The organism is Aureibaculum flavum (assembly GCF_016406085.1).
Classification (GTDB): domain Bacteria; phylum Bacteroidota; class Bacteroidia; order Flavobacteriales; family Flavobacteriaceae; genus Aureibaculum; species Aureibaculum flavum.
The window spans coordinates 94,326-114,069 of record NZ_JAEHFJ010000008.1; the positions used below are offsets into that span (position 1 = coordinate 94,326).

Annotated in this window: 22 protein-coding genes; 16 read left to right on the plus strand and 6 right to left on the minus strand. The window is 32.0% G+C overall.

Annotated elements, in window-relative coordinates:
* The first annotated feature begins 7 nt into the window (after window positions 1-7).
* The gene (locus JBL43_RS15320) at window positions 8-685 is read left to right on the plus strand and encodes a DUF2461 domain-containing protein (protein ID WP_198842281.1); all 678 of its coding nucleotides are present in this window, start codon (window positions 8-10) and stop codon (window positions 683-685) included.
* 196 nt (window positions 686-881) lie between these two features.
* Here JBL43_RS15320 and JBL43_RS15325 read toward each other — a convergent pair whose 3' ends face one another.
* Window positions 882-1,232 carry a GIY-YIG nuclease family protein gene (locus JBL43_RS15325; RefSeq protein WP_198842282.1) on the minus strand — a complete coding sequence of 117 codons (351 nt, stop codon included), beginning with the start codon at window positions 1,230-1,232 and terminating at the stop codon, window positions 882-884.
* A 150-nt stretch (window positions 1,233-1,382) separates the two neighbouring features.
* Between JBL43_RS15325 and JBL43_RS15330 the strand changes: the two genes are divergently transcribed.
* Both JBL43_RS15330 and JBL43_RS15335 read left to right on the plus strand, forming a co-directional pair.
* Window positions 1,383-2,030 carry a SatD family protein gene (locus tag JBL43_RS15330; RefSeq protein ID WP_198842283.1) on the plus strand — a complete coding sequence of 216 codons (648 nt, stop codon included), beginning with the start codon at window positions 1,383-1,385 and terminating at the stop codon, window positions 2,028-2,030.
* Between the two features lie 32 nt (window positions 2,031-2,062).
* Complete coding sequence (locus JBL43_RS15335; RefSeq protein WP_198842284.1) at window positions 2,063-2,788, plus strand: DUF3307 domain-containing protein; 726 nt, start codon at window positions 2,063-2,065, stop codon at window positions 2,786-2,788.
* On the opposite strand, the gene JBL43_RS15340 is transcribed toward JBL43_RS15335, so the two are convergent.
* Window positions 2,774-3,163 (minus strand): glyoxalase, encoded by a 390-nt coding sequence (locus JBL43_RS15340; protein ID WP_198842285.1) that lies wholly within the window; start codon window positions 3,161-3,163, stop codon window positions 2,774-2,776. The genes JBL43_RS15335 and JBL43_RS15340 overlap by 15 nt on opposite strands.
* A gap of 127 nt (window positions 3,164-3,290) precedes the next feature.
* On the opposite strand from JBL43_RS15340, the gene JBL43_RS15345 reads away from it, so the two are divergent.
* Entirely contained in the window at window positions 3,291-3,683 is a 393-nt protein-coding gene (locus JBL43_RS15345) for an acyl-CoA thioesterase (RefSeq protein WP_198842286.1), read from the plus strand.
* A 2-nt stretch (window positions 3,684-3,685) separates the two neighbouring features.
* Here JBL43_RS15345 and JBL43_RS15350 read toward each other — a convergent pair whose 3' ends face one another.
* On the minus strand, window positions 3,686-4,948 hold the full coding sequence (locus tag JBL43_RS15350) for a mechanosensitive ion channel family protein (protein ID WP_198842287.1): 1,263 nt from the start codon (window positions 4,946-4,948) through the stop codon (window positions 3,686-3,688).
* A gap of 113 nt (window positions 4,949-5,061) precedes the next feature.
* On the opposite strand from JBL43_RS15350, the gene JBL43_RS15355 reads away from it, so the two are divergent.
* Complete coding sequence (locus tag JBL43_RS15355; RefSeq protein WP_198842288.1) at window positions 5,062-5,472, plus strand: acyl-CoA thioesterase; 411 nt, start codon at window positions 5,062-5,064, stop codon at window positions 5,470-5,472.
* A gap of 34 nt (window positions 5,473-5,506) precedes the next feature.
* Here JBL43_RS15355 and JBL43_RS15360 read toward each other — a convergent pair whose 3' ends face one another.
* The gene (locus JBL43_RS15360) at window positions 5,507-6,814 is read right to left on the minus strand and encodes a dipeptidase (RefSeq protein ID WP_233098807.1); all 1,308 of its coding nucleotides are present in this window, start codon (window positions 6,812-6,814) and stop codon (window positions 5,507-5,509) included.
* Between the two features lie 123 nt (window positions 6,815-6,937).
* Between JBL43_RS15360 and JBL43_RS15365 the strand changes: the two genes are divergently transcribed.
* From JBL43_RS15365 to JBL43_RS15415, 11 genes are all read left to right on the plus strand, one after another.
* A complete protein-coding gene (locus JBL43_RS15365) occupies window positions 6,938-7,621 on the plus strand; it encodes a hypothetical protein (RefSeq protein WP_198842290.1) in 684 nt (227 codons plus the stop codon).
* Window positions 7,622-7,751: 130 nt separating this feature from the next.
* The gene (gene leuC / locus JBL43_RS15370; protein ID WP_198842291.1) at window positions 7,752-9,149 is read left to right on the plus strand and encodes a 3-isopropylmalate dehydratase large subunit; all 1,398 of its coding nucleotides are present in this window, start codon (window positions 7,752-7,754) and stop codon (window positions 9,147-9,149) included.
* 45 nt (window positions 9,150-9,194) lie between these two features.
* A complete protein-coding gene (gene leuD, locus JBL43_RS15375) occupies window positions 9,195-9,791 on the plus strand; it encodes a 3-isopropylmalate dehydratase small subunit (protein ID WP_198842292.1) in 597 nt (198 codons plus the stop codon).
* A gap of 24 nt (window positions 9,792-9,815) precedes the next feature.
* Window positions 9,816-11,333, plus strand: coding sequence for a hydroxymethylglutaryl-CoA lyase-like TIM-barrel protein (locus JBL43_RS15380; protein WP_198842293.1), 1,518 nt, complete (start codon window positions 9,816-9,818; stop codon window positions 11,331-11,333).
* A gap of 77 nt (window positions 11,334-11,410) precedes the next feature.
* Window positions 11,411-12,721: a carboxypeptidase-like regulatory domain-containing protein gene (locus JBL43_RS15385; RefSeq protein ID WP_198842294.1), complete on the plus strand. Its 1,311-nt coding sequence runs from the start codon at window positions 11,411-11,413 to the stop codon at window positions 12,719-12,721.
* A 54-nt stretch (window positions 12,722-12,775) separates the two neighbouring features.
* Complete coding sequence (locus JBL43_RS15390) at window positions 12,776-13,897, plus strand: DEAD/DEAH box helicase (RefSeq protein WP_198842295.1); 1,122 nt, start codon at window positions 12,776-12,778, stop codon at window positions 13,895-13,897.
* Between the two features lie 97 nt (window positions 13,898-13,994).
* Entirely contained in the window at window positions 13,995-14,408 is a 414-nt protein-coding gene (locus JBL43_RS15395) for a 3D domain-containing protein (protein WP_232829137.1), read from the plus strand.
* Window positions 14,409-14,464: 56 nt separating this feature from the next.
* Window positions 14,465-14,950: an RNA polymerase sigma factor gene (locus JBL43_RS15400; protein ID WP_198842296.1), complete on the plus strand. Its 486-nt coding sequence runs from the start codon at window positions 14,465-14,467 to the stop codon at window positions 14,948-14,950.
* A 1-nt stretch (window position 14,951) separates the two neighbouring features.
* The gene (locus JBL43_RS15405; protein WP_198842297.1) at window positions 14,952-15,563 is read left to right on the plus strand and encodes a hypothetical protein; all 612 of its coding nucleotides are present in this window, start codon (window positions 14,952-14,954) and stop codon (window positions 15,561-15,563) included.
* Between the two features lie 321 nt (window positions 15,564-15,884).
* Entirely contained in the window at window positions 15,885-16,544 is a 660-nt protein-coding gene (locus tag JBL43_RS15410; RefSeq protein WP_198842298.1) for a peptidoglycan recognition protein family protein, read from the plus strand.
* An 84-nt stretch (window positions 16,545-16,628) separates the two neighbouring features.
* On the plus strand, window positions 16,629-18,095 hold the full coding sequence (locus JBL43_RS15415; RefSeq protein ID WP_198842299.1) for a M14 family zinc carboxypeptidase: 1,467 nt from the start codon (window positions 16,629-16,631) through the stop codon (window positions 18,093-18,095).
* A gap of 4 nt (window positions 18,096-18,099) precedes the next feature.
* Here the strand turns inward: JBL43_RS15415 and JBL43_RS15420 are convergent, their stop codons facing one another.
* Window positions 18,100-18,642 carry a YfiT family bacillithiol transferase gene (locus JBL43_RS15420; RefSeq protein ID WP_198842300.1) on the minus strand — a complete coding sequence of 181 codons (543 nt, stop codon included), beginning with the start codon at window positions 18,640-18,642 and terminating at the stop codon, window positions 18,100-18,102.
* 99 nt (window positions 18,643-18,741) lie between these two features.
* Window positions 18,742-19,674 (minus strand): peptidylprolyl isomerase, encoded by a 933-nt coding sequence (locus JBL43_RS15425; RefSeq protein ID WP_198842301.1) that lies wholly within the window; start codon window positions 19,672-19,674, stop codon window positions 18,742-18,744.
* Window positions 19,675-19,744 lie beyond the last annotated feature (70 nt).

A 19,744-nucleotide genomic window follows, 5' to 3' on the forward strand; every position in this document is an offset into this window, starting at 1 on the left:
TAAATTTATGGCGACTACAATACCGCAAGAAGCATTTGCTTTTTTTAAAAAACTAGAGAAAAATAATAATAGAGATTGGTTTAACGAACGTAAACCAGAGTTTAAGCAAATTGAGGCGGAGGTAAAGCAATTCTATAATGAATTATTAAAAAAAATACAAGAGCATGATGAGGTTGATAAATTAAAAATGTTTCGGATTTATAGAGATGTACGTTTCTCAAAGAATAAAGCTCCGTATAAAACGCATTTTGGTGGTTCTTATAACCGAATAAAACCAAAATTACGAGGAGGATATTATTTACAAATTGCTCCAGGTGATTCTTTTATAGCAACTGGTTTTTGGAACCCTGAAAAAGAAGATTTGTTGCGTATTCGTAAAGAGTTTGAATTGGATGCTACTGAAATTAATGACATTCTTAATGACAAAAGCTTTAAAAACATTTGGGGAGCTATGGTAGGTGATGCTGTTAAGACCGCTCCAAAAGGTTTTAGTAAAGAACATGAGAACATAGAATTAATTCGTAGAAAGCAATTTATGTTCATTAAAAAATATACAGATAAAGAGGTACTTTCAGCTAATTTTATGGATGAAGTGAATACTGCATTTAAAAGCATTCGTCCATATTTTAATTTGATGAGTGATATTTTAACAACAGACTTGAATGGAGTTTCTTTGATTGATTAGTGCTTTCATTGCGAGGAGCATTATAAAAATAACGTACTCGTTTAATGTGAATTGATGATGTGGCGTGGCAATCTTCTGAAGGCTATTGTTGCATGTTTTTGCATTGTCATGACAAACTAAAAACTGATAATCTTTACATCAAGGATGTCTATTCCTTCCCGTTTTTTCAAGGGGAGTTACCGTTTAGCGTAGGGATTTAATTAAACCAAACGGCATAACGTTGTCTTCTTAAGTCTAATGCTAATTTGGCTTCCATTTTTAAGGCCTCAGCTCTTGTTTTTATAGGGTTTATATGATTATATAAACTTGGACGTAAATACATACCATATTTTTCTACAATATTTGAAGATAGTTTATGCCCTTTTTTATTTCTATAGCCAGTTTTGTGTTGTTTGAAACGGTCTTCAGGGGTCTTACTGGTCATACCCACATAAAGACACTGGAGTACGCCATTAAATTGTGGGTTGGCAGCTCTAAACCTTCTGTTGTCGGTAAAAACACGTTTAGATAACTCTATCACATATACACTATATTCTGTTTTAGCCATGTATCAAATTATTACGCAATATACTTTAAATCCTAAAAACAGCAATTAAGTATTATTAGTCTATAGGCTAATATTATGTCATTATTAGTCTGTAGGCTAATATTTAGTCATTATTAGTCTGTGGACTAATATTTTTTATATATTTGTAGTATGAAAACCGTAATTACAGGAGACCTAATAGACTCTACCAACTATCCACCGCAGCATTTAGATGCGATACTTAATGTGGTAAATACAGAATTTGAATACTTTCGAACTGCCTATGATGCGGATTTTAAAATATTTAGAGGCGATAGTTTTCAGGGTGTTGTGCTAGATTCTTCAAGAGCATTAGAATTGGTGCTTACGGTAAAGACAGCCGTTAATAAAATTCCAGCAAAAAATAAGAAAATAAGTGGGTTAACAGATTTTAGAATTGCTATAGGTATTGGTAATATTAATTTAAAAAGAGAATCAATTTTAGAATCTAATGGCGAAGCGTTCCATTTTTCGGGAAGAACATTAGATAGTATGAAAGGAGATTATCCACGTTTACTATTAAAAACGGCTGATGAAAATTTAAATGATGAGTTTAATGTGCATTTTGCTTTGTTAGATAGTGTAACAAGTAAATGGAGTGTCGCATCTGCTGAGGTGGCTTATTATTTACTTAAAGGTAAAAAGGAAACGGAAGTTGCAGAAATACTAGGTATAAATCAATCTGCGGTTAATCATCGAAAAAAAGCAGCCAATTGGGATGCCGTTGCCCTGTTGTTAGAACGTTATAAGTCAGCTATCGGAAACTATACCAACGCTTAAAAATGAGTATTAGAAAAAAAAAGAATAAATAAATGGACAACATTCTTATCATATTGCAATTGTTATTAGCTCATGTATTGACCGATTTTGTATTTCAAAATACTAAAATGGTGAAGCACAAACGCAATTATAAGGGTAAGTCATGGTATTTGTATGCTCATAGTTTATTGGCAGGTGTATTAACCTATATAATTTTACAGGATTGGAATCAGTTGTTCATTCCAATAGTTATTGTGATCACACATTTTTTTATAGACCTATGGAAGTTACATCAAAAGAAGGATAATTTAAAGTACTTTATCATTGATCAAATTTTGCACTTAATTATACTAGTACTTGCCTGGTTATACTTAATTAATGGATTTTCAGAAGTACTGCCCACAATAGCTACATTTTTTACATCAACACAAGCCTTAGCCATTTTCACAGGATATTTAATTGTGATTTTTCCAGTGGGCTTCATTATTGGTAAAGCAACAGAGCGTTGGCAAAAGGAAATATCAAACGAAGAAGCACAAAGTAGCTTGAATAAAGCAGGGCGTTATATCGGAATTTTTGAGCGTATATTGGTTTTGACTTTTATTTTAATTAATAATTTTGCCGCAATAGGGTTCTTGATAGGAGCGAAGTCCATTTTAAGGTTTAGTGATACAAAAGGGGCAAGAAAACAAACGGAATATGTCTTAATTGGTACCCTAATGAGTTTTGCCATTTGTATTATCATTGGATTGGCAATACGCTATCTAGTTTTCAAATAGTTGTAATTGATCCTTCAACCTTTCACTAATCATTTGCATCATTCTTTTACTAATTTCTGATGAATTTTCCGAGTAATATTGATATTCATCTAAGGTAAACATTCCTGTAACTAAACCCTTTAGGGCATTTCTGAATTTTGTGTTTTTCTGTACAGCATTGTCTATATAATTCATTTTCCCAGCAATAGGTAACTCATAAAAGGCATTCTTAAAGCGTTTAATATATGCTTTAAAAATGGCTATTAAGAGCTCATTCTGAAATTTTAATATGGGTCTAAGCGTAGTGTTTTGAAATTTTTCTATTTCAGAAATAGCTTCGACTTTATAATTTATGATGGGCCTGATACTTAATAAGTGCTCTTTTCTAGAATTCATGATGTATAAGTTTTATTTAAAAATAAGGATTATGTATATTTGATAGAGCATTTAGAAGAATAGTTGTCCACGTATTATCAACCAAAAGGAACACGTTTAAAAGTAATTCTAACGTAATTTAATACATATGAAATTTCACACTAGAAAATGGGTAAAACCTGAAGATTTAAACCCTAATGGAACCTTGTTTGGAGGAAGACTATTGTCTTGGATAGATGAAGAAGCCGCCTTGTTTACAATTATTCAATTAGAGAATACAAAAGTAGTAACCAAACGCATATCTCAAGTAGACTTTAAAAATTCTGCCCGGGAAGGAGATATTATCGAGATAGGTATTGAAGCAGTTAAATTTGGCATGGCGTCTTTAACCTTAGCATGTGAGGTTAGAAACAAAATGACACAAGAAACTATTTTAACCATCTCTAGTATTGTGATGGCAAACCTTGATGACAAGGGTAAGCCAAAAGCACATGGTAAAACGGAGATGGAATATGTTACGGATCGGTTAAAAAATAAGTAGCCTTACTTAAATTTAGAACTCAATTCTTGAAAATCTTTAGAGCTAGGTTCTTGAAATAATTCTAAATCAAAATGGGGAACGGTAGCAATCAAGTGTTCAAAAATATCGGCCATAATATGTTCATAGTTGATCCATCTTTTATCCTTTGAAAAAGTATAAATTTCTAATGGAATCCCTTTTGAAGTAGGCTCGAGATGACGCGTCATAATCATCATATCCTTATTGATTGCCGAATGTTCATTTAAATATAAATCGCAATACTTTCTAAATAAGCCAAGATTGGTTTGATTTCTGCCATTAACAATGATAGATCTGTCCGAATTATGTTCTGTATTATAATTATCAATATCAGATTGCCTGTGAGCTATATAATCGGTAAGAATTTGAATTTTTGAAAACTTTTTCAGGTCCTTATCTGTTAAAAATTTAATACTATTTGTTTTAATAATAAAAGCCCTTTTAATTCTTCTACCACCACTTTCTTGCATGCCTCTCCAGTTTTTAAAAGAATCAGAGATTAAAGCATATGTTGGTATTGTAGTAATCGTTAAATCCCAGTTAGATACTTTTACTGTGGCCAAATTTATTTCAACAACATCTCCATCGGCACCATACTTTTCCATGGTTATCCAGTCACCAATACGAACCATATCATTGATAGAAACTTGTATACTTGCTACAAAACCTAATATAGTATCTCTAAATATTAATAACAAAATAGCAGATGCGGCACCAAACGTGGCTAAGAATTTTAGGATACTTTGACCTGTAATTTCAGAAAAAATAAATACGGCTCCTACAAACCATAAAAAAATGACGATCACTTGAGCGTAACTGTCTAAGGGTTTATCTTTGAAATAATCTTTTTGCTTTAAGTACTCCTTGGTTGTTCTTAAAACACTTCTAAAAATCCAAACCATTAAAATTATAAGATATACATCGGTAATTTTAATAAAGAAGGTTTTCCAAACTTCAAAGTCTGCTAAAACAAATGGAATTAGCTTTCTAAGTATAATAAAAGGGATGATGTGAGCTATATATTTTGGAAAATTACTTTGAACCAAGTAGTCATCATAAGTAGTTTTGGTCTTAATGGTGAAAACTTTAAAGGTCCTTATTATTACTCTTTTAAGAATAAAATCAATCAATAGCAGTAAGACGATTAAAATAATCGCATTTATCAATAGGTTTAAATATAGGGCTACATCTTCAGATACATTATTGGTTATTAAAATATCATAAAACCATTTAAAATAATTGCTCATTATAGAAGGTGATTTTGGAAATTAAACTAAAATGCAAAACTAAAGAAAATGAAATAACTATCGTTGCTGTTATACATTTATATTGTATTATTGGTGTTCAAAATTATAATTTCATGATCGATAAAGTACCGGAAAACAAAGTATCATTTAAATATTCTTTTAAAGTTACGTTAAATGATATAGATGCATTAGGACATGTAAATAATGTAGCTTATTTAGCTTGGACGCAAATGGTTGCTAATATGCATTGGGAAAAACTAGCTTCAGATGAACTAAAGAAAAACGTTCAATGGTTTGTGCTTCGGCATGAAGTTGATTATGTACAACAAGCTTTTAACAATGACACTATAACTATTTATACGTGGATTGAAGATGTAAAAGGGGCACGGTCAAATCGGGTTTTTCGAATTTATCGTGAAGACGAACTTTTAGTGAAATGTAAAACGACATGGTGTTTGATAGATGCCGAAACTTTAAAACCAAAACGAATTGATAATGAATTAGCAGATTTATTTATCGTTTAAAGACGCAATACATTGCGTCTTTAAACGATATGTATTAGACTACTTTTTGTAAATCTGCAGCCACTTTTTGTACATCATCTAATACCCTTAATAAATTACCACTCCATAACTTACTAATCTGATCTTCGGTATAACCACGTTTAACCAGCTCGAGTGTTACATTAAAAGTTTCAGAAGCATCTGACCATCCTTCAATACCACCACCGCCATCAAAATCAGAAGAAATTCCTACATGGTCAATACCAATCAAATCTACCAAATAATCAATGTGATCTACAAAATCAGAAACGTCAACCGCACCAGGTGCATCTTTAATTGTTTCCATCTTACGATTCACCACAGATCTAGCTTTCATATAATTTGCATAATAAGTATCTCTGTCAGCTTCAGCTAGTTTTCTAGCTTCGCTTCTTTCTAAATACTTTACACCCATGGAGTCTAATACCTTTTTATAGATAGATTTTTCAAAAGCATTTCTTTTATTTTGTTTATTGGTGTTTACATACGATTTAAAGGCTACTGTTTGCACTACGCCATTCTTTTCTTTAATTAATTGCAATACTTCGTCAGTTAAGTTTCTGCTATGGTCGCATAAAGCTCTTGCGGCTGAATGTGAGGCTATTACTGGAGCTTTAGATAATGCAATAGCTTGTTTATTAGCTTCAATAGATGGGTGCGATAAATCTACCATTATACCATATTTATTCATTTCAGCGATAACTTCTTTACCTAAATCACTTAAACCTTTATGTAACCATACATTATCCTTTTCACCTGTATTTGAATCCGCTAATTGGCTATGTCCATTATGAGCTAAGGACATATATCTGGCTCCTAGATCATAAAATTTCTTTACATTAGAAATATCTGTTCCAATTGGATATCCATTTTCTACACCAATCATTGCCACTTTTTTTCCAGCTGCGTTTATTCTTCTAACGTCATCAGAAGTTAATGCTAATTCAATTTTATCTGGTGCAATTTCTTCAGTCAATCTATGAATAGCTTCAAATTTAGCCATTGCATTTGCATAAGCTTTTTTATACCCCGCCTTATTCAAATTACTTTGACCAGTGTAAACTATAAACCATGCCACATCAAGTCCACCTTCTTCCATTTTAGGCAAGTTAACTTGGTTTTCTAAACGTTGTGTATAATTTTTTTCTTTAAGAAAATTAGCTACATTAATATCATCATGGGTATCTAATGTAATAACGCGTTCATGAATTTCTTTGGCGTATGCTACAGTGTCTACTATTTTAGTTTCAACAATTTTAGTTTTAATGTCAGTAGAATCTGAAATCGTTTCTGAGGTTTCGGAAGTATCCGATTTTTTATTCATATTACAAGAAGTTAAAAAGACAATTGTAAGTAAAAGCAATGTAGTTCTCATGTATTTAAATTTAAGGTTGGTTAAGGTGTAAAATATGTATAATTATTTATATTTGAATCAAATATATCAATTATGAAACTATCTAAAAACATTTTACCAATTATTTTATTAACGATTTTTTATATTTCTTGTGAAAAACCTAAAGAAAACACACAAAAGGTAGAAGAAAATGAAAAATTAGAGCAAAAGGTCGAAAAAACAGAAGAAAATGTAATTGTTCCAAATCAAAAACTGACGAAAGAGCATCAAATTGCCTCGGCAGTTTTGGCAGCCCCTGAAGAAACAAGGGCAGGAGCAAAGGTATATGGGTATGATGATGAAGGAAATTTTATCACTTTAAGAGAAGGTACAAATGCGATGATTTGTATTGCTGACAATCCCAATAAAAAGGGATTTCAAGTAGTGGCATATCATAAAGATCTAGATCCATTTATGGCGAGAGGTAGAGCATTAAAAGCCGAAGGGAAGAAAACACAAGAATTAAGGGCAATACGAGAACAAGAGGGTAAGGATGGTAAATTAGAATTGCCTAAAAACCCCTCAACATTGCATGTTTTACAAGGTGAAAAAGGTGGTTTTGATGTTGAAAGTGCAACGAATGTAAATACGCATTATAGATATGTTGTTTATATGCCATTTGCCACTCAAGAAAGTACAGGTTTATCATTAAAACCTAATGCTCCGGGGCATCCTTGGTTGATGTTTCCAGGTACTGCAGGTGCACATATCATGATAACGCCACCGACTGAAAAATAAGAATAAAAGTAAACTTTAAAACCCGAAATAAGGTGTTGAACATCGTAATCTTATACGATGTAATTTTATAGCTATTTTATAAAATTTTATATTCGCAATCATTTTAAAAATAAGAAAATTTATATTGATTATGAGTAATACTTTATTTGACAAAGTTTGGGATGCCCATGTGGTACGTAAAATTGAAGGAGGACCAGATGTTTTTTTTATCGACAGACACTTAATACATGAGGTTACAAGTCCTGTTGCTTTCTTGGGGTTAAAAACTAGAGGCATTCAGGTTATGGAGCCGAAGCGAACTTTTGCTACAGCTGACCATAATACACCAACTATAAATCAACATTTACCGGTTGAGGATCCGCTTTCTGCTAATCAGTTAAGAGCCTTAGAAGAAAATTCTAAAGAGCACGGTATTCTACATTGGGGTTTAGGTCATGAAAATAATGGAATTGTTCATGTTGTAGGTCCAGAAAATGGAATTACATTACCAGGAGCAACTATAGTTTGTGGAGATTCACATACATCAACACATGGTGCTTTTGGAGCTATTGCTTTTGGTATTGGTACTTCAGAGGTTGAAATGGTGCTTTCTACGCAATGTATTATGCAGCCTAAGCCTAAAAAAATGAGAATTAATATCGTTGGGAAACTGAATAAAGCAGTGACACCTAAAGATGTTGCATTATATATTATTTCACAATTGTCAACTTCAGGTGCCACAGGTTATTTTGTAGAATATGCAGGTGATGTATTTGAGGAAATGTCCATGGAAGGAAGAATGACCGTTTGTAACTTAAGTATTGAGATGGGAGCTCGAGGTGGAATGATTGCCCCTGATGAAAAAACATTTGATTATATAAAAGGTAGAAAGTTTACACCAAAAGGAGCGGATTGGGATACAGCTATGGAGTATTGGAAAACGTTGAAAACTGATGCTGATGCTACTTTCGATAAAGAATATACATTTAATGCATCAGATATAGAACCCATGATTACGTATGGTACCAATCCAGGAATGGGTATGGGTATTTCTAATCAAATTCCACAATCAGATACCGTAAAAGATGGAAAAGCTACTTATGAGAAATCATTGAGCTATATGGGGTATGAACAAGGAGAATCTATGATTGGTAAAACTATAGATTTTGTTTTTGTTGGTAGTTGTACTAATGGTAGAATAGAAGATTTTAGATCTTTTGCATCTATTGTTAAAGGAAGAAAAAAAGCAGACAATGTTACCGCTTGGTTAGTACCAGGTTCACATAAAGTTGAAGCTCAAATTAAAGAAGAAGGTATTTTAGATATTTTAACAGATGCAGGTTTCGCATTAAGAGAGCCTGGTTGTTCAGCTTGTTTAGCAATGAATGATGATAAGGTACCTGCAGGGAAATATGCAGTAAGTACTTCAAATAGAAATTTTGAAGGCCGTCAAGGACCCGGTTCTCGTACATTATTAGCAAGTCCTTTAGTGGCAGCAGCAGCGGCAGTGACTGGAAAAGTAACTGATCCACGTGAATTGATGGCGTAAGCGTCTACCAAATAACAATAAGTATAATAATAGAATAACCATACAATGGCATACGATAAATTTAATATATTAAAAACATCAGCATACCCACTTTCAATAGAAAATGTGGATACCGATCAAATCATTCCTGCTCGTTTTTTAAAGGCTACAGAAAGAAAAGGTTTTGGAGATAATCTTTTTAGAGATTGGAGATACAATGCAGATGATAGTCCGAAAGTTGATTTTCCTTTAAACGATCCAAAATACAGTGGTAAAATTTTAGTAGGAGGAAGAAATTTTGGATCAGGATCTTCACGAGAGCATGCCGCTTGGGCAGTATATGACTTTGGATTCAGATGTGTAATTTCTAGTTTTTTTGCAGATATCTTTAGAGGGAATTGTTTGAATATTGGTGTTTTACCAGTTCAGGTAAGCGAAGAATTTTTACAAGAGATATTTGGAGCAATTGAAGCTAATCCGGACACGGAAATCAAAGTAGATTTACAAAATCAGACGGTTACACTTTTAAGTTCGGGTAACTCAGAATCGTTTGAAATTAATTCCTATAAAAAGGAAAATATGCTCAATGGTTTTGATGATATAGACTATTTACAAAATATAAAAGGAGAGATTCAAGAGTTTGTAAAAACTCGTCCTTTTTAATATAATTTTCTACAGCAGACCTATATGACCAAGCGTAAAATTGAAATTATGGACACCACCTTACGAGATGGTGAACAAACTAGTGGTGTATCATTTTCTTCATCAGAAAAGTTGACCATTGCTCAATTATTATTAGAAGAACTAAGGGTAGATCGAATTGAAGTTGCTTCAACGCGAGTTTCTGAAGGTGAATTTAATGCGGTTAAAAGCATAACGGAATGGGCTAAAGAAAAAGGTTATTTAGATAAAATAGAAGTTTTATCTTTTGTAGATAATGGATTGTCCATCGAGTGGATGAAAAATACAGGAGCCAAAGTTCAGAACTTACTGACCAAAGGCTCCTTAAATCATTTAAAATATCAGCTTAAAAAAACACCTGAGCAACACTTTTCAGAAATAAAAAAAGTTATAGAACTTGCTGTAGCCGCTTCAATTAAAACTAATGTTTATTTAGAAGATTGGAGTAATGGAATGCGTAATTCAGAAGCTTATGTCTATGAATATTTAGATTTTTTAGAAACGCAACCTGTAGAACGTATTTTATTACCAGATACTTTGGGGGTATTATCGCCAGAAGAAAGTTTTAAATATCTCTCCACCATTCGTGCTAAATATCCTAAAATGCATATTGATTTCCATGCACATAATGATTATGATTTGGGAGTTGCAAATGCCTTAGAAGGGGTAAAGGCAGGTGTAAACGGTTTGCATCTTACGGTTAATGGAATGGGTGAGCGAGCGGGCAATGCTCCGTTGGCTAGCGTTGTTGCTGTAATAAATGACTTTTTACCTGATGTTGAAATTGGTGTCAATGAAAAAGCGTTATATACAGTAAGTAAATTGGTAGAGACCTTCTCTGGTTTTAGAATACCGGTTAACAAACCTGTTTTAGGAGATAATGTCTTTACTCAAACCGCAGGTATTCATGCGGATGGCGATAGTAAAAAGAATCTTTACTTTAATGATTTGTTACCAGAACGATTTGGTAGAAAACGTAAGTATGCCTTAGGAAAAACCTCTGGAAAAGCCAATATTCAAAAGAATTTACAAGAGCTAGGTTTACAATTAAACGATGAAGATGTTTTAAAAGTAACGCAGCGTATTATTGAATTAGGTGATAAGAAAGAAGTAGTTACCAAGGAAGATTTACCTTATATAATTTCTGATGTATTGGATAGTAATGTTTATGAAGAACGTATTACTATTGAATCATACGTGTTAACACATGCTCAGGGGTTAAAACCATCAACTACCGTTTCTGTTAAAATTGATGGCGTCTTAATAGAAGAGCATTGTCAAGGTGATGGACAATTTGATGCGTTTATGAATGCGTTAGGTAAGGTGTATAAAAGTAAAGGGTTAACATTACCTAAACTTACAGATTACGCTGTTAGAATTCCACCAGGGTCGAGCTCTGATGCACTTTGTGAAACTGTTATTACTTGGAAAACAGCTGATAAAACTTTTAAAACAAGAGGGTTAGATTCTGATCAAACCGTCTCAGCTATAAAAGCGACTCAAAAGATGTTGAATATAATTTAACCTTAGTAAAGTTAAATATATAGCCAAATATTCCTTTTTTTTGATTAAATTACTACCTTAATTTTTGACTTAAAACTATGGTAGCTATAAATATTACTTCAATTTCAACAAAAATATTGTTCTCTTTTATTTGCTTGACTTTGTCAGTAGGTTCAGTGTTTGCCTATTCAAATTTTCAGGATGACTCAATTGCGTATGCTAATGAATATTTAGAATATGGCGGTGTTGTTTTAGATAGTGAAACTGGTAATGCATTGGTTTTTGCAACATTAACTGTTAAAGAAACAAATATCAGTACGATTACAAATTCCGATGGCCAATTTCTATTAAAAGTACCAAAAGATCTTGACAATGGAGTGTTAGTAATATCCTATATCGGATTTGATACGAAGGAGGTTTTATTGACAACGCTACAGGCTGAAGGTAATGAGATTGTATTAATCAATTCAATCATCAAGTTAAGTGAAATTAAATTGGTCGCTCCAAATGATGCTAAAGCTTTGGTGAAATCTACATTAAAGAAAAAAGCTGATAATAATGTAAATAAACCTGTCCTAATGACCGCTTTTTATAGAGAAACTATTAAAAAAGGTCGTAAAAATGCCTCTTTAGCTGAGGCAATTGTAAATGTGTATAAACAACCGTATACCTCATCTAGACAAGATGATATTGAGCTGTTTAAGGCAAGAAAAAGTACAGATTATAACAAGTTAGATACTGTAGCTTTAAAATTGCAAGGAGGTCCTTATAATCCGTTATATATAGATTTAATGAAGTACCCTGAATATATTTTTAATTCGGATATGATTAATTCTTATCGATTTAGCTTTGCTTCTTCAACAACAATTAATGGTAAAGCCGTTTATGTAGTCGAGTTTAAGCAACTAAATACGGTTACGGAACCTTTATATTATGGTAAATTATATATAGATGTTGAAACGTCAGCGTTAAAAAGTGCGATCTACAATTTAAATGTTGAAAATAAAGAATTAACGGGCGACCTATTTGTGCGAAAAAAACCGAGGGATATTAAAGTATACCCAACCAATGCAGCATATAGGGTGGATTATCGTGAAAAAGATGGTAAATATTATTATGGTTATGGAAATGTACAATTGAGTTTTAAAGTGAAACGGAAACGAAAATTGTTTAGTTCTAACTATTCATTAACGAGTGAAATGGCAGTAACCGATTGGAAATTTAATAGTAATAATGAGAAGTTAAAGAATAGAGAAAAGCTTAAGAAATCTGTCGTTATAAGTGATTCTGCATCAGGGTTTTCAGATCCAGGATTTTGGGGAGCTTATAATGTTATCGAACCTGAAAAGTCTATTGAATCTGCTATTAACAAAATAAAGAAGCAGTTAAAAAAAGCCAATAAAAGTTAAACTGCTCATCAATTCTATTATTAAGCGTACTTTTGCAGAAAATTACATTAAATTATGTCAACGTTTTCTGATTTAGGTGTTCAATCGTCTTATATAAAATCTTTGAAAGAATTAGGGATTACTGTTCCCACTGAAATTCAAGAAAAAGCTATTCCTGTACTTTTAAGTTCAAAAACAGATTTTATTGGATTAGCTCAAACAGGTACGGGTAAAACTGCTGCTTTCGGACTCCCTATATTACAAGCAATAGATCCTTCTAAAGATGAGATTCAGGCTTTAATTTTGGCTCCCACACGAGAGTTGGTACAACAAATTCAGAAACAATTATTTAGGTTTACAAAGTACCATTCAAAAAAAATATTTTCTGAAGGTATTTATGGTGGTGAAAAAATTGATATTCAATTGAAAAGAATTCAGCGTACTACCCACATTGTTGTTGCTACACCTGGACGATTAATTGATTTTATTGAAAGAGGAGAAATTGATTTACAACACATGAAGACGTTAGTTTTAGATGAGGCTGATGAAATGATGAGTATGGGTTTTAAACAAGATTTAAATACCATCTTAAAATATACAAGTGGACTTAGAAATACATGGTTGTTTTCAGCTACAATGCCTGATGAAATTCAAAGTATCATCAAGAAATACATGTCGCCAAAGGCGGTACGGATTGCAGTGAATGAAAATAATTTAGTCAATTCAAATATTAGTCATCAATATTTAATCACTACTATAAAGAAAAAAGTAGATGTCCTTATTCAGTTTTTAGAAAGTAAGCCTGAAGAACGCGGTATTATTTTTTGTAGAACAAAAGCTGGTACACAAAACCTTACAAATATTTTGAAAGAAGAAGGCTTCTCAGTAGGAGCTTTGGAAGGAGATATGCAGCAAAGAGATCGTGATAAGGTAATGCGAGCATTTAAAAATGAAAGTGTACAAATCCTTATTTCTACAGATGTTTCTGCTCGTGGTATTGATGTTAATAGTTTAGCCTTTGTAATTCACCACCAATTACCAGAACAACTAGAATATTATACCCATAGAAGTGGTAGAACGGCAAGAGCCGGAAAAAAAGGAGTTTCAATGGCATTGATTTTACCTAATGAATTACAAATGATTCATGGACTTCAAAAGAGCTTAGGCATAAAATTTACGGAGGTATTTACGTCTTAGAAAGTACTTACCTGTTTTTATTAAAAACAGCTCATTTAATCATTAAGAAATTTTTTAGTAAATTTCATTCATCTAACTGAATGTTGAATAGACTATTATGCTAAAGAATATCTGCCTATTTATGGTCTTATCCGTTGTAATTGGATGTAAGAAAAAAATTGAAGATCCTTTTACTTGGAAAACAATTAAAGTTACTGCTACTGCCTATAATTCTACAACAGCACAAACAGATGGGAATCCACATATTACCGCTTGGGGCGATAGTCTACGACCCGGAATGCCATATATTGCCGTTTCTAGAGATTTATTGAGAATGGGATTAAAGCATAATACACCCATAAAAATTGAAGGAATAAAAGGAACGTATCTTGTAAAAGATAAAATGCATTACCGTTGGAGAAATAAAATTGATATCTATATGGGTAAAGATATTAAGCGAGCGAAAGAGTGGGGCCGCAAGAAATTAGAGATACAATATGGTGTTATCGATACTACAAAAATAAAAAAATAATTTTTTTTGTGATTTTTCAGAGACTTCAGATACTAATGGAGTGTAATTAATTTTGAATGACCAAGAAACAAGCATTTACTGAAGTTATAAAAGAGAACCAAGGAATTATTTTTAAAATAACCTCAGTTTATACAAACCACAAAGAAGATCAACAAGATTTATATCAAGAAATAGTTTATCAGCTGTTTAAGTCTTATAAGACCTTTAAGGGTAACGCAAAAATTAGCACCTGGATGTATAGGGTCGCTTTAAATACATCAATAACCTACTTGAAAAAGGAAAAGAGAGGTGGCGTTCGAATTCCAATTGAAAAAATACTTACATATAAAACGGAACAAGAAGATACTATTATAGAAGATCGTATTGTGCTGTTACATACTCAGATTAAGAAATTGAATATTATAGAAAAAGGTATAATTCTGCTTTATTTAGAAGGAAAAAACTATGATGAAATAGCGGAAATAACCGGATTTACAAATACAAATGTGGGTACCAGATTATCTCGAATTAAAGAAAAATTAAAAACGCAAATTTTAAAGTAATATGGAACTAGAAGAAATGAAATCACTTTGGTCCAATTTATCTAAAGAAGTTGAACAACAAAAAATATTAACTGATAATTTAATTATGGAAATGACTAAGGAACGTATTAACTCGAAATTGAATAAAATAGCACTTCCTGAAATGATTGGAGCATTGGTTTGTTTTGCAGGAGCCTTATTTATTTTAGCAAATTTCTCAAAATTAGATACCTGGTATTTTATTACCTGTGGTATTTTTACTATTTCATATCTCATTTTACTGCCTATAGTTTCGTTAAGAAGTTTATTCAAAATGAAAAATGTTTCGCTTGATGATACTAATTATAAGCAGACCTTAATTAAATTTTCAAGAAACAAAAAAAGATATATGATGATTCAAAAATCAAGTATCTACTTTAGTCTTTTACTAGTATTTACAGCAATGCCTTTGGCAGGTAAAATAATAAATAATAAAGATATTTTCTTTGAAAGTAACATTTGGTATATCTATTTACCTGTAATGTTGGTATTTCTATTTTTCTTTTCAAGATGGGGAATTAAATGTGTAAATAATGTTACACAATCGAGTGAAGATTTATTAAAGGACCTTGAAAAATCGTCAAGTAGTAATTAAAATAATTTTTTTAAATGAAATTTTATTAATCTGATAATTAGTCGCTTATATAATATCTTCTAAATAATGTAAAAAAACATGGATTTTATGTAGGAGTTTTTGAATGGAAGTTGTTTTAATAATGAATAGTGAAATAATATTAATCAAATTATAAATTCAGATATACTATAAGATTAATAGAACAAAGGGGTAAAAACTGTCTTAACGCATTGGTGAGTTAAGGCAGTTTTTTTTTTGCGTTATTTTAAATTTTCAAAATACATTATTATATGTAATTAAGTTTAGTATTTTTGAAACGTTAAAAGTGGAAAATTGTACTCAATGAAATGTAGTGTATTGTTACTTGTTTTTATAGCCTTTTTTTCCTGTAAATCTGCTCAGAAAATTGTGGATAAACCAATAATTTTTGATCAAGAAAGGAAAGAGTTGACTTTAGCTTATTTATCTAATCGTTATGGGTTAGAACAAGAATCGCCAACAATTGAGCCTAAAATGGTGGTACTGCACTGGACGGCTATTCCTACTTTAGAAAGATCTTTTACTGCTTTTAATAAATCAGCTTTACCGAATTGGAGACCTGAATTGGTTGATAAGAGTTGGCTAAATGTTTCTTCACAATTTTTAGTAGCTCAAGATGGTACTATTTATCGTTTAATGCCCGAAACTTTTATGGCTAGGCATGTTATTGGATTAAACCATGCAGCAATTGGCATAGAAAATGTAGGAGGTACAAAAGATACACCATTGACATCAGCTCAATTAAAATCGAATATATGGTTGGTTACTTATTTAGCTAAAAAATATGATATTCAATATGTGATTGGACATTATGAATATACTAATTTTGAAGGTCATCCATTATGGTTGGAAAAAGATGGTAATTATAGGACCGAAAAAACCGATCCTGGTGTAGATTTTGTAAACAAAGTTAAAAGTGCTACAAAAAGCTTAAATTTGAAACCAACACCTTTAAAATTATAAATGATTTATACGAGGCATTAAAAATGATTTTATGATAATGCCGAGGGTAAAACTTCAACGAATAACTATCAAGACAATTAAACTATGAAATTAAGAATACTACTTATAACTATTATCCTATTAAGTACAGAATTAATGCTGGGTCAATCTGAAGAAATGACCAGCGAACTTTATAAGACTTATGAAAAGTTTAAAGAGGCAAGTCTAGACAAACGTAGAATTAAGCATAATACTATAAAGCCATTAGTTGATAAACTTCGTAAGAACCCTAAGTTTATTGTAAACAAAGTTGGAGAATCTATAGAAGGTCGCGATTTAAATCTAATTAGTATTGGTAATGGTAAAACCAATGTTTTTTTATGGTCACAAATGCATGGTGATGAACCAACAGCTACGCAAGCCATCTTTGATATTTTAAACTTTTTAGATAGTGATGATTTTTCGAAAGAGAAAAAGAAAATTTTAAAAAAATTGACCTTACATTTTTTACCGATGTTGAATCCCGATGGAGCGGAAGTTTTTACGAGAAGAAATGCATTAGGTGTTGATATAAATAGAGATGCATTACGTTTACAATCACCGGAAGGAAAAACGTTAAAGCGTGTTAGGGATAGTTTGAATGCTGAATTCGGATTTAATTTACATGACCAAAGTACCTATTACAATGCTGAGAGAACCGATAAACCTGCAACAATATCGTATTTGGCACCTGCCTATAATTATGAAAAGGAAATAAACGATGTTAGAGCCAATGCCATGAAGGTTATTGTTTATATGAATTCTATTATACAAAAATATGCCCCAGGACAAGTAGGGCGTTATAATGATGATTTTGAACCTAGAGCATTTGGCGATAATATTACAAAGTGGGGTACGAGTGCCATTTTAATAGAATCGGGTGGTTATTTAAATGATGTGGAAAAACAAGAAATTAGAAAACTAAATTATGTTTCTATACTTTCAGCAATTTATACAATAGCAAATGGAGATTATAATGATATCGCTGTTGAAGATTACAATAAAATTCCTCAGAATGATCGGAAATTATTTAATCTAAAAATTAAAAATCTTACCTATGAGCTAAACGGGAAACCTTATAAAATAGATTTAGGTATTAATCGTATAGAAGTTGATAATAGAGAAAATACAGATTTTTATAACGTTGGTAGAATTGTAGATCTAGGAGATTTGTCTACTTATTACGGATATGAAACTTTTGATGCAGAAGGTTATAAAATTGTTGCAGGTACATTATACCCAACTATGATTGCTTCTAGTACAAGTTACGAAAGACTGAATGCTTTATCGATGTTAAAAAAGGGATATGCCTATGTTAAAATGGCAAAATTACCTGATGTTAGATACACGAGTAAACCTATGACCGTATTAAAAGTAACTAAGGCTACTCCTAAATTGAATATTAATGTAGGTAGAAATCCGACCTTTTTATTGGAGAAAAACGGTACGATTGAGTACGCAGTGGTAAACGGTTATTTAATTAATCTAAATGGAGAAAACGCTAATTTTAAGAATGGTTTAATTTATAAGTAGCAGGTTACCAATTCATTCTTTTTATTAATCCGTTAATATGAGCATAATGGTGGACTGAATGCCATGCGTAAATTCCGATATTTTCAGCAAGAGAAACTTCTTCATTGGTTTCAGGGTGTACAAAAGTATGTTGTAACTCGTTAGCACTTAATCCCTTTAAAAAATACACCCATTTTTGATGTAAGGCATCTAAAGATCTTAAAGAGAGTAGGATGGGGGCAGATTTACCATCTCTAAGTTCAGCCCAACGATCTTCATAATAGGTTTTTATGATAGGTTTTACTTCTGTCAATGCCCATTTAAAACGAATATAACTGTTGTAATGGCTATCTGACAAATGATGTACAACTTGTCTTACCGTCCAACCACCAGGTCTGTAAGGTGTATCCAATTGCGAATCATTTAAATAGCTTACAAGTTTTGTCAATTGTTCTGGGAAATCTTCCAAAATTTGAATCCAATCTGTAATATGTTGAGAAGAAATGGGAGTGGGTATTTTTGCTTTACCTATAGGATATTTAAGAATATCGATGTCTGTTACTGGCATATTAGTTATAATTTTAAGAAGCAACAACGCTACAAATATAAAAAAAGACTCCATTTTGTGGAGTCTTTTTTTAATTTTTATAAAATCTTATGCGAAATTTTATTTCACATCTATTAATTCTACATCAAAGATTAATGGAGCATTTGGAGGAATAACACCACCAGCTCCTCTAGAACCATAAGCTAATTCAGAAGGAATTACCATACGTGCTTTATCGCCAACTTGTAATAGTTGAATACCTTCATCCCAACCTGCAATAACTTGGCCAACACCAATTGCAAATTCGATAGGTTCTTTACGTTCAAATGATGAATCGAAAACAGTACCATCTAATAACTGACCTCTGTAGTGTACAGAAACTTTAGCTCCTTTAGTTGCACTTTTTCCATTTCCTTTTTCCGTGATTTTATATCTTAATCCGCTATCCGTTTTTTCAAAACCTTTAGAAACATCACTCAATAATTTTTCAGAATTTTCTTTTTCTTCAGCTTCTCTTTTTGCTCTAGAACCTTCAAAAGTTCTAAAAGCCTCTATAGCGTTAAAGTCTTCCGCTTCTTTACCAACTCTTATAATTTCAATGCTTTCTGTTTTGTCATCTTGTTGAATACTGTCAACAACGTCTTGACCTTCTATAACATTTCCAAATATGGTGTGTTTATTATCTAACCAAGGGGTTGGTACATGTGTAATAAAAAACTGACTTCCGTTAGTTGCTGGACCAGAATTGGCCATAGATAAAACACCTGGTTTGTCATGTTTTAAATCAGGATGAAATTCGTCATCAAAACTATAACCTGGGTTTCCAGTACCTGTTCCTTGTGGACAACCACCTTGAATCATAAAATCAGGTATTACCCTGTGAAATTTTAAACCATCATAGTAAGGTGTTCCTTGTGGAAGTATCTTATTTTCTAAATTCCCTTCAGCTAGAGCTACAAAATTTCCAACTGTACCTGGTGTTTTGTCGTAAGTTAACTCAACTATTATTTCACCTTTGGTGGTGTTGAATTTTGCGTATAATCCGTCTTTCATTATTATATTTTTTAAATGTACTCGTTTTTAATTGTCGGCAAAGATAGTTTGCTTTTAAGCGAAATAAAAA

Excerpts from the sequence above, each read along its gene's own strand:
- JBL43_RS15360 (WP_233098807.1), bottom strand. The coding sequence starts at position 6,814 with ATGAATAAAAAATCGGATACTTCCGAAACCTCAGAAACGATTTCAGAT.
- JBL43_RS15395 (WP_232829137.1), top strand. The coding sequence starts at position 13,995 with ATGCTAAAGAATATCTGCCTATTTATGGTCTTATCCGTTGTAATTGGA.
- JBL43_RS15340 (WP_198842285.1), bottom strand. The coding sequence starts at position 3,163 with ATGAATTCTAGAAAAGAGCACTTATTAAGTATCAGGCCCATCATAAAT.
- JBL43_RS15420 (WP_198842300.1), bottom strand. The coding sequence starts at position 18,642 with ATGCCAGTAACAGACATCGATATTCTTAAATATCCTATAGGTAAAGCA.
- JBL43_RS15385 (WP_198842294.1), top strand. The coding sequence starts at position 11,411 with ATGGTAGCTATAAATATTACTTCAATTTCAACAAAAATATTGTTCTCT.
- leuC (WP_198842291.1), top strand. The coding sequence starts at position 7,752 with ATGAGTAATACTTTATTTGACAAAGTTTGGGATGCCCATGTGGTACGT.
- JBL43_RS15410 (WP_198842298.1), top strand. The coding sequence starts at position 15,885 with ATGAAATGTAGTGTATTGTTACTTGTTTTTATAGCCTTTTTTTCCTGT.
- JBL43_RS15350 (WP_198842287.1), bottom strand. The coding sequence starts at position 4,948 with ATGAGCAATTATTTTAAATGGTTTTATGATATTTTAATAACCAATAAT.
- JBL43_RS15425 (WP_198842301.1), bottom strand. The coding sequence starts at position 19,674 with ATGAAAGACGGATTATACGCAAAATTCAACACCACCAAAGGTGAAATA.
- JBL43_RS15355 (WP_198842288.1), top strand. The coding sequence starts at position 5,062 with ATGATCGATAAAGTACCGGAAAACAAAGTATCATTTAAATATTCTTTT.
- JBL43_RS15345 (WP_198842286.1), top strand. The coding sequence starts at position 3,291 with ATGAAATTTCACACTAGAAAATGGGTAAAACCTGAAGATTTAAACCCT.
- JBL43_RS15405 (WP_198842297.1), top strand. The coding sequence starts at position 14,952 with ATGGAACTAGAAGAAATGAAATCACTTTGGTCCAATTTATCTAAAGAA.
- JBL43_RS15365 (WP_198842290.1), top strand. The coding sequence starts at position 6,938 with ATGAAACTATCTAAAAACATTTTACCAATTATTTTATTAACGATTTTT.
- JBL43_RS15325 (WP_198842282.1), bottom strand. The coding sequence starts at position 1,232 with ATGGCTAAAACAGAATATAGTGTATATGTGATAGAGTTATCTAAACGT.
- JBL43_RS15335 (WP_198842284.1), top strand. The coding sequence starts at position 2,063 with ATGGACAACATTCTTATCATATTGCAATTGTTATTAGCTCATGTATTG.
- leuD (WP_198842292.1), top strand. The coding sequence starts at position 9,195 with ATGGCATACGATAAATTTAATATATTAAAAACATCAGCATACCCACTT.
- JBL43_RS15400 (WP_198842296.1), top strand. The coding sequence starts at position 14,465 with ATGACCAAGAAACAAGCATTTACTGAAGTTATAAAAGAGAACCAAGGA.
- JBL43_RS15330 (WP_198842283.1), top strand. The coding sequence starts at position 1,383 with ATGAAAACCGTAATTACAGGAGACCTAATAGACTCTACCAACTATCCA.
- JBL43_RS15320 (WP_198842281.1), top strand. The coding sequence starts at position 8 with ATGGCGACTACAATACCGCAAGAAGCATTTGCTTTTTTTAAAAAACTA.
- JBL43_RS15380 (WP_198842293.1), top strand. The coding sequence starts at position 9,816 with ATGACCAAGCGTAAAATTGAAATTATGGACACCACCTTACGAGATGGT.
- JBL43_RS15415 (WP_198842299.1), top strand. The coding sequence starts at position 16,629 with ATGAAATTAAGAATACTACTTATAACTATTATCCTATTAAGTACAGAA.
- JBL43_RS15390 (WP_198842295.1), top strand. The coding sequence starts at position 12,776 with ATGTCAACGTTTTCTGATTTAGGTGTTCAATCGTCTTATATAAAATCT.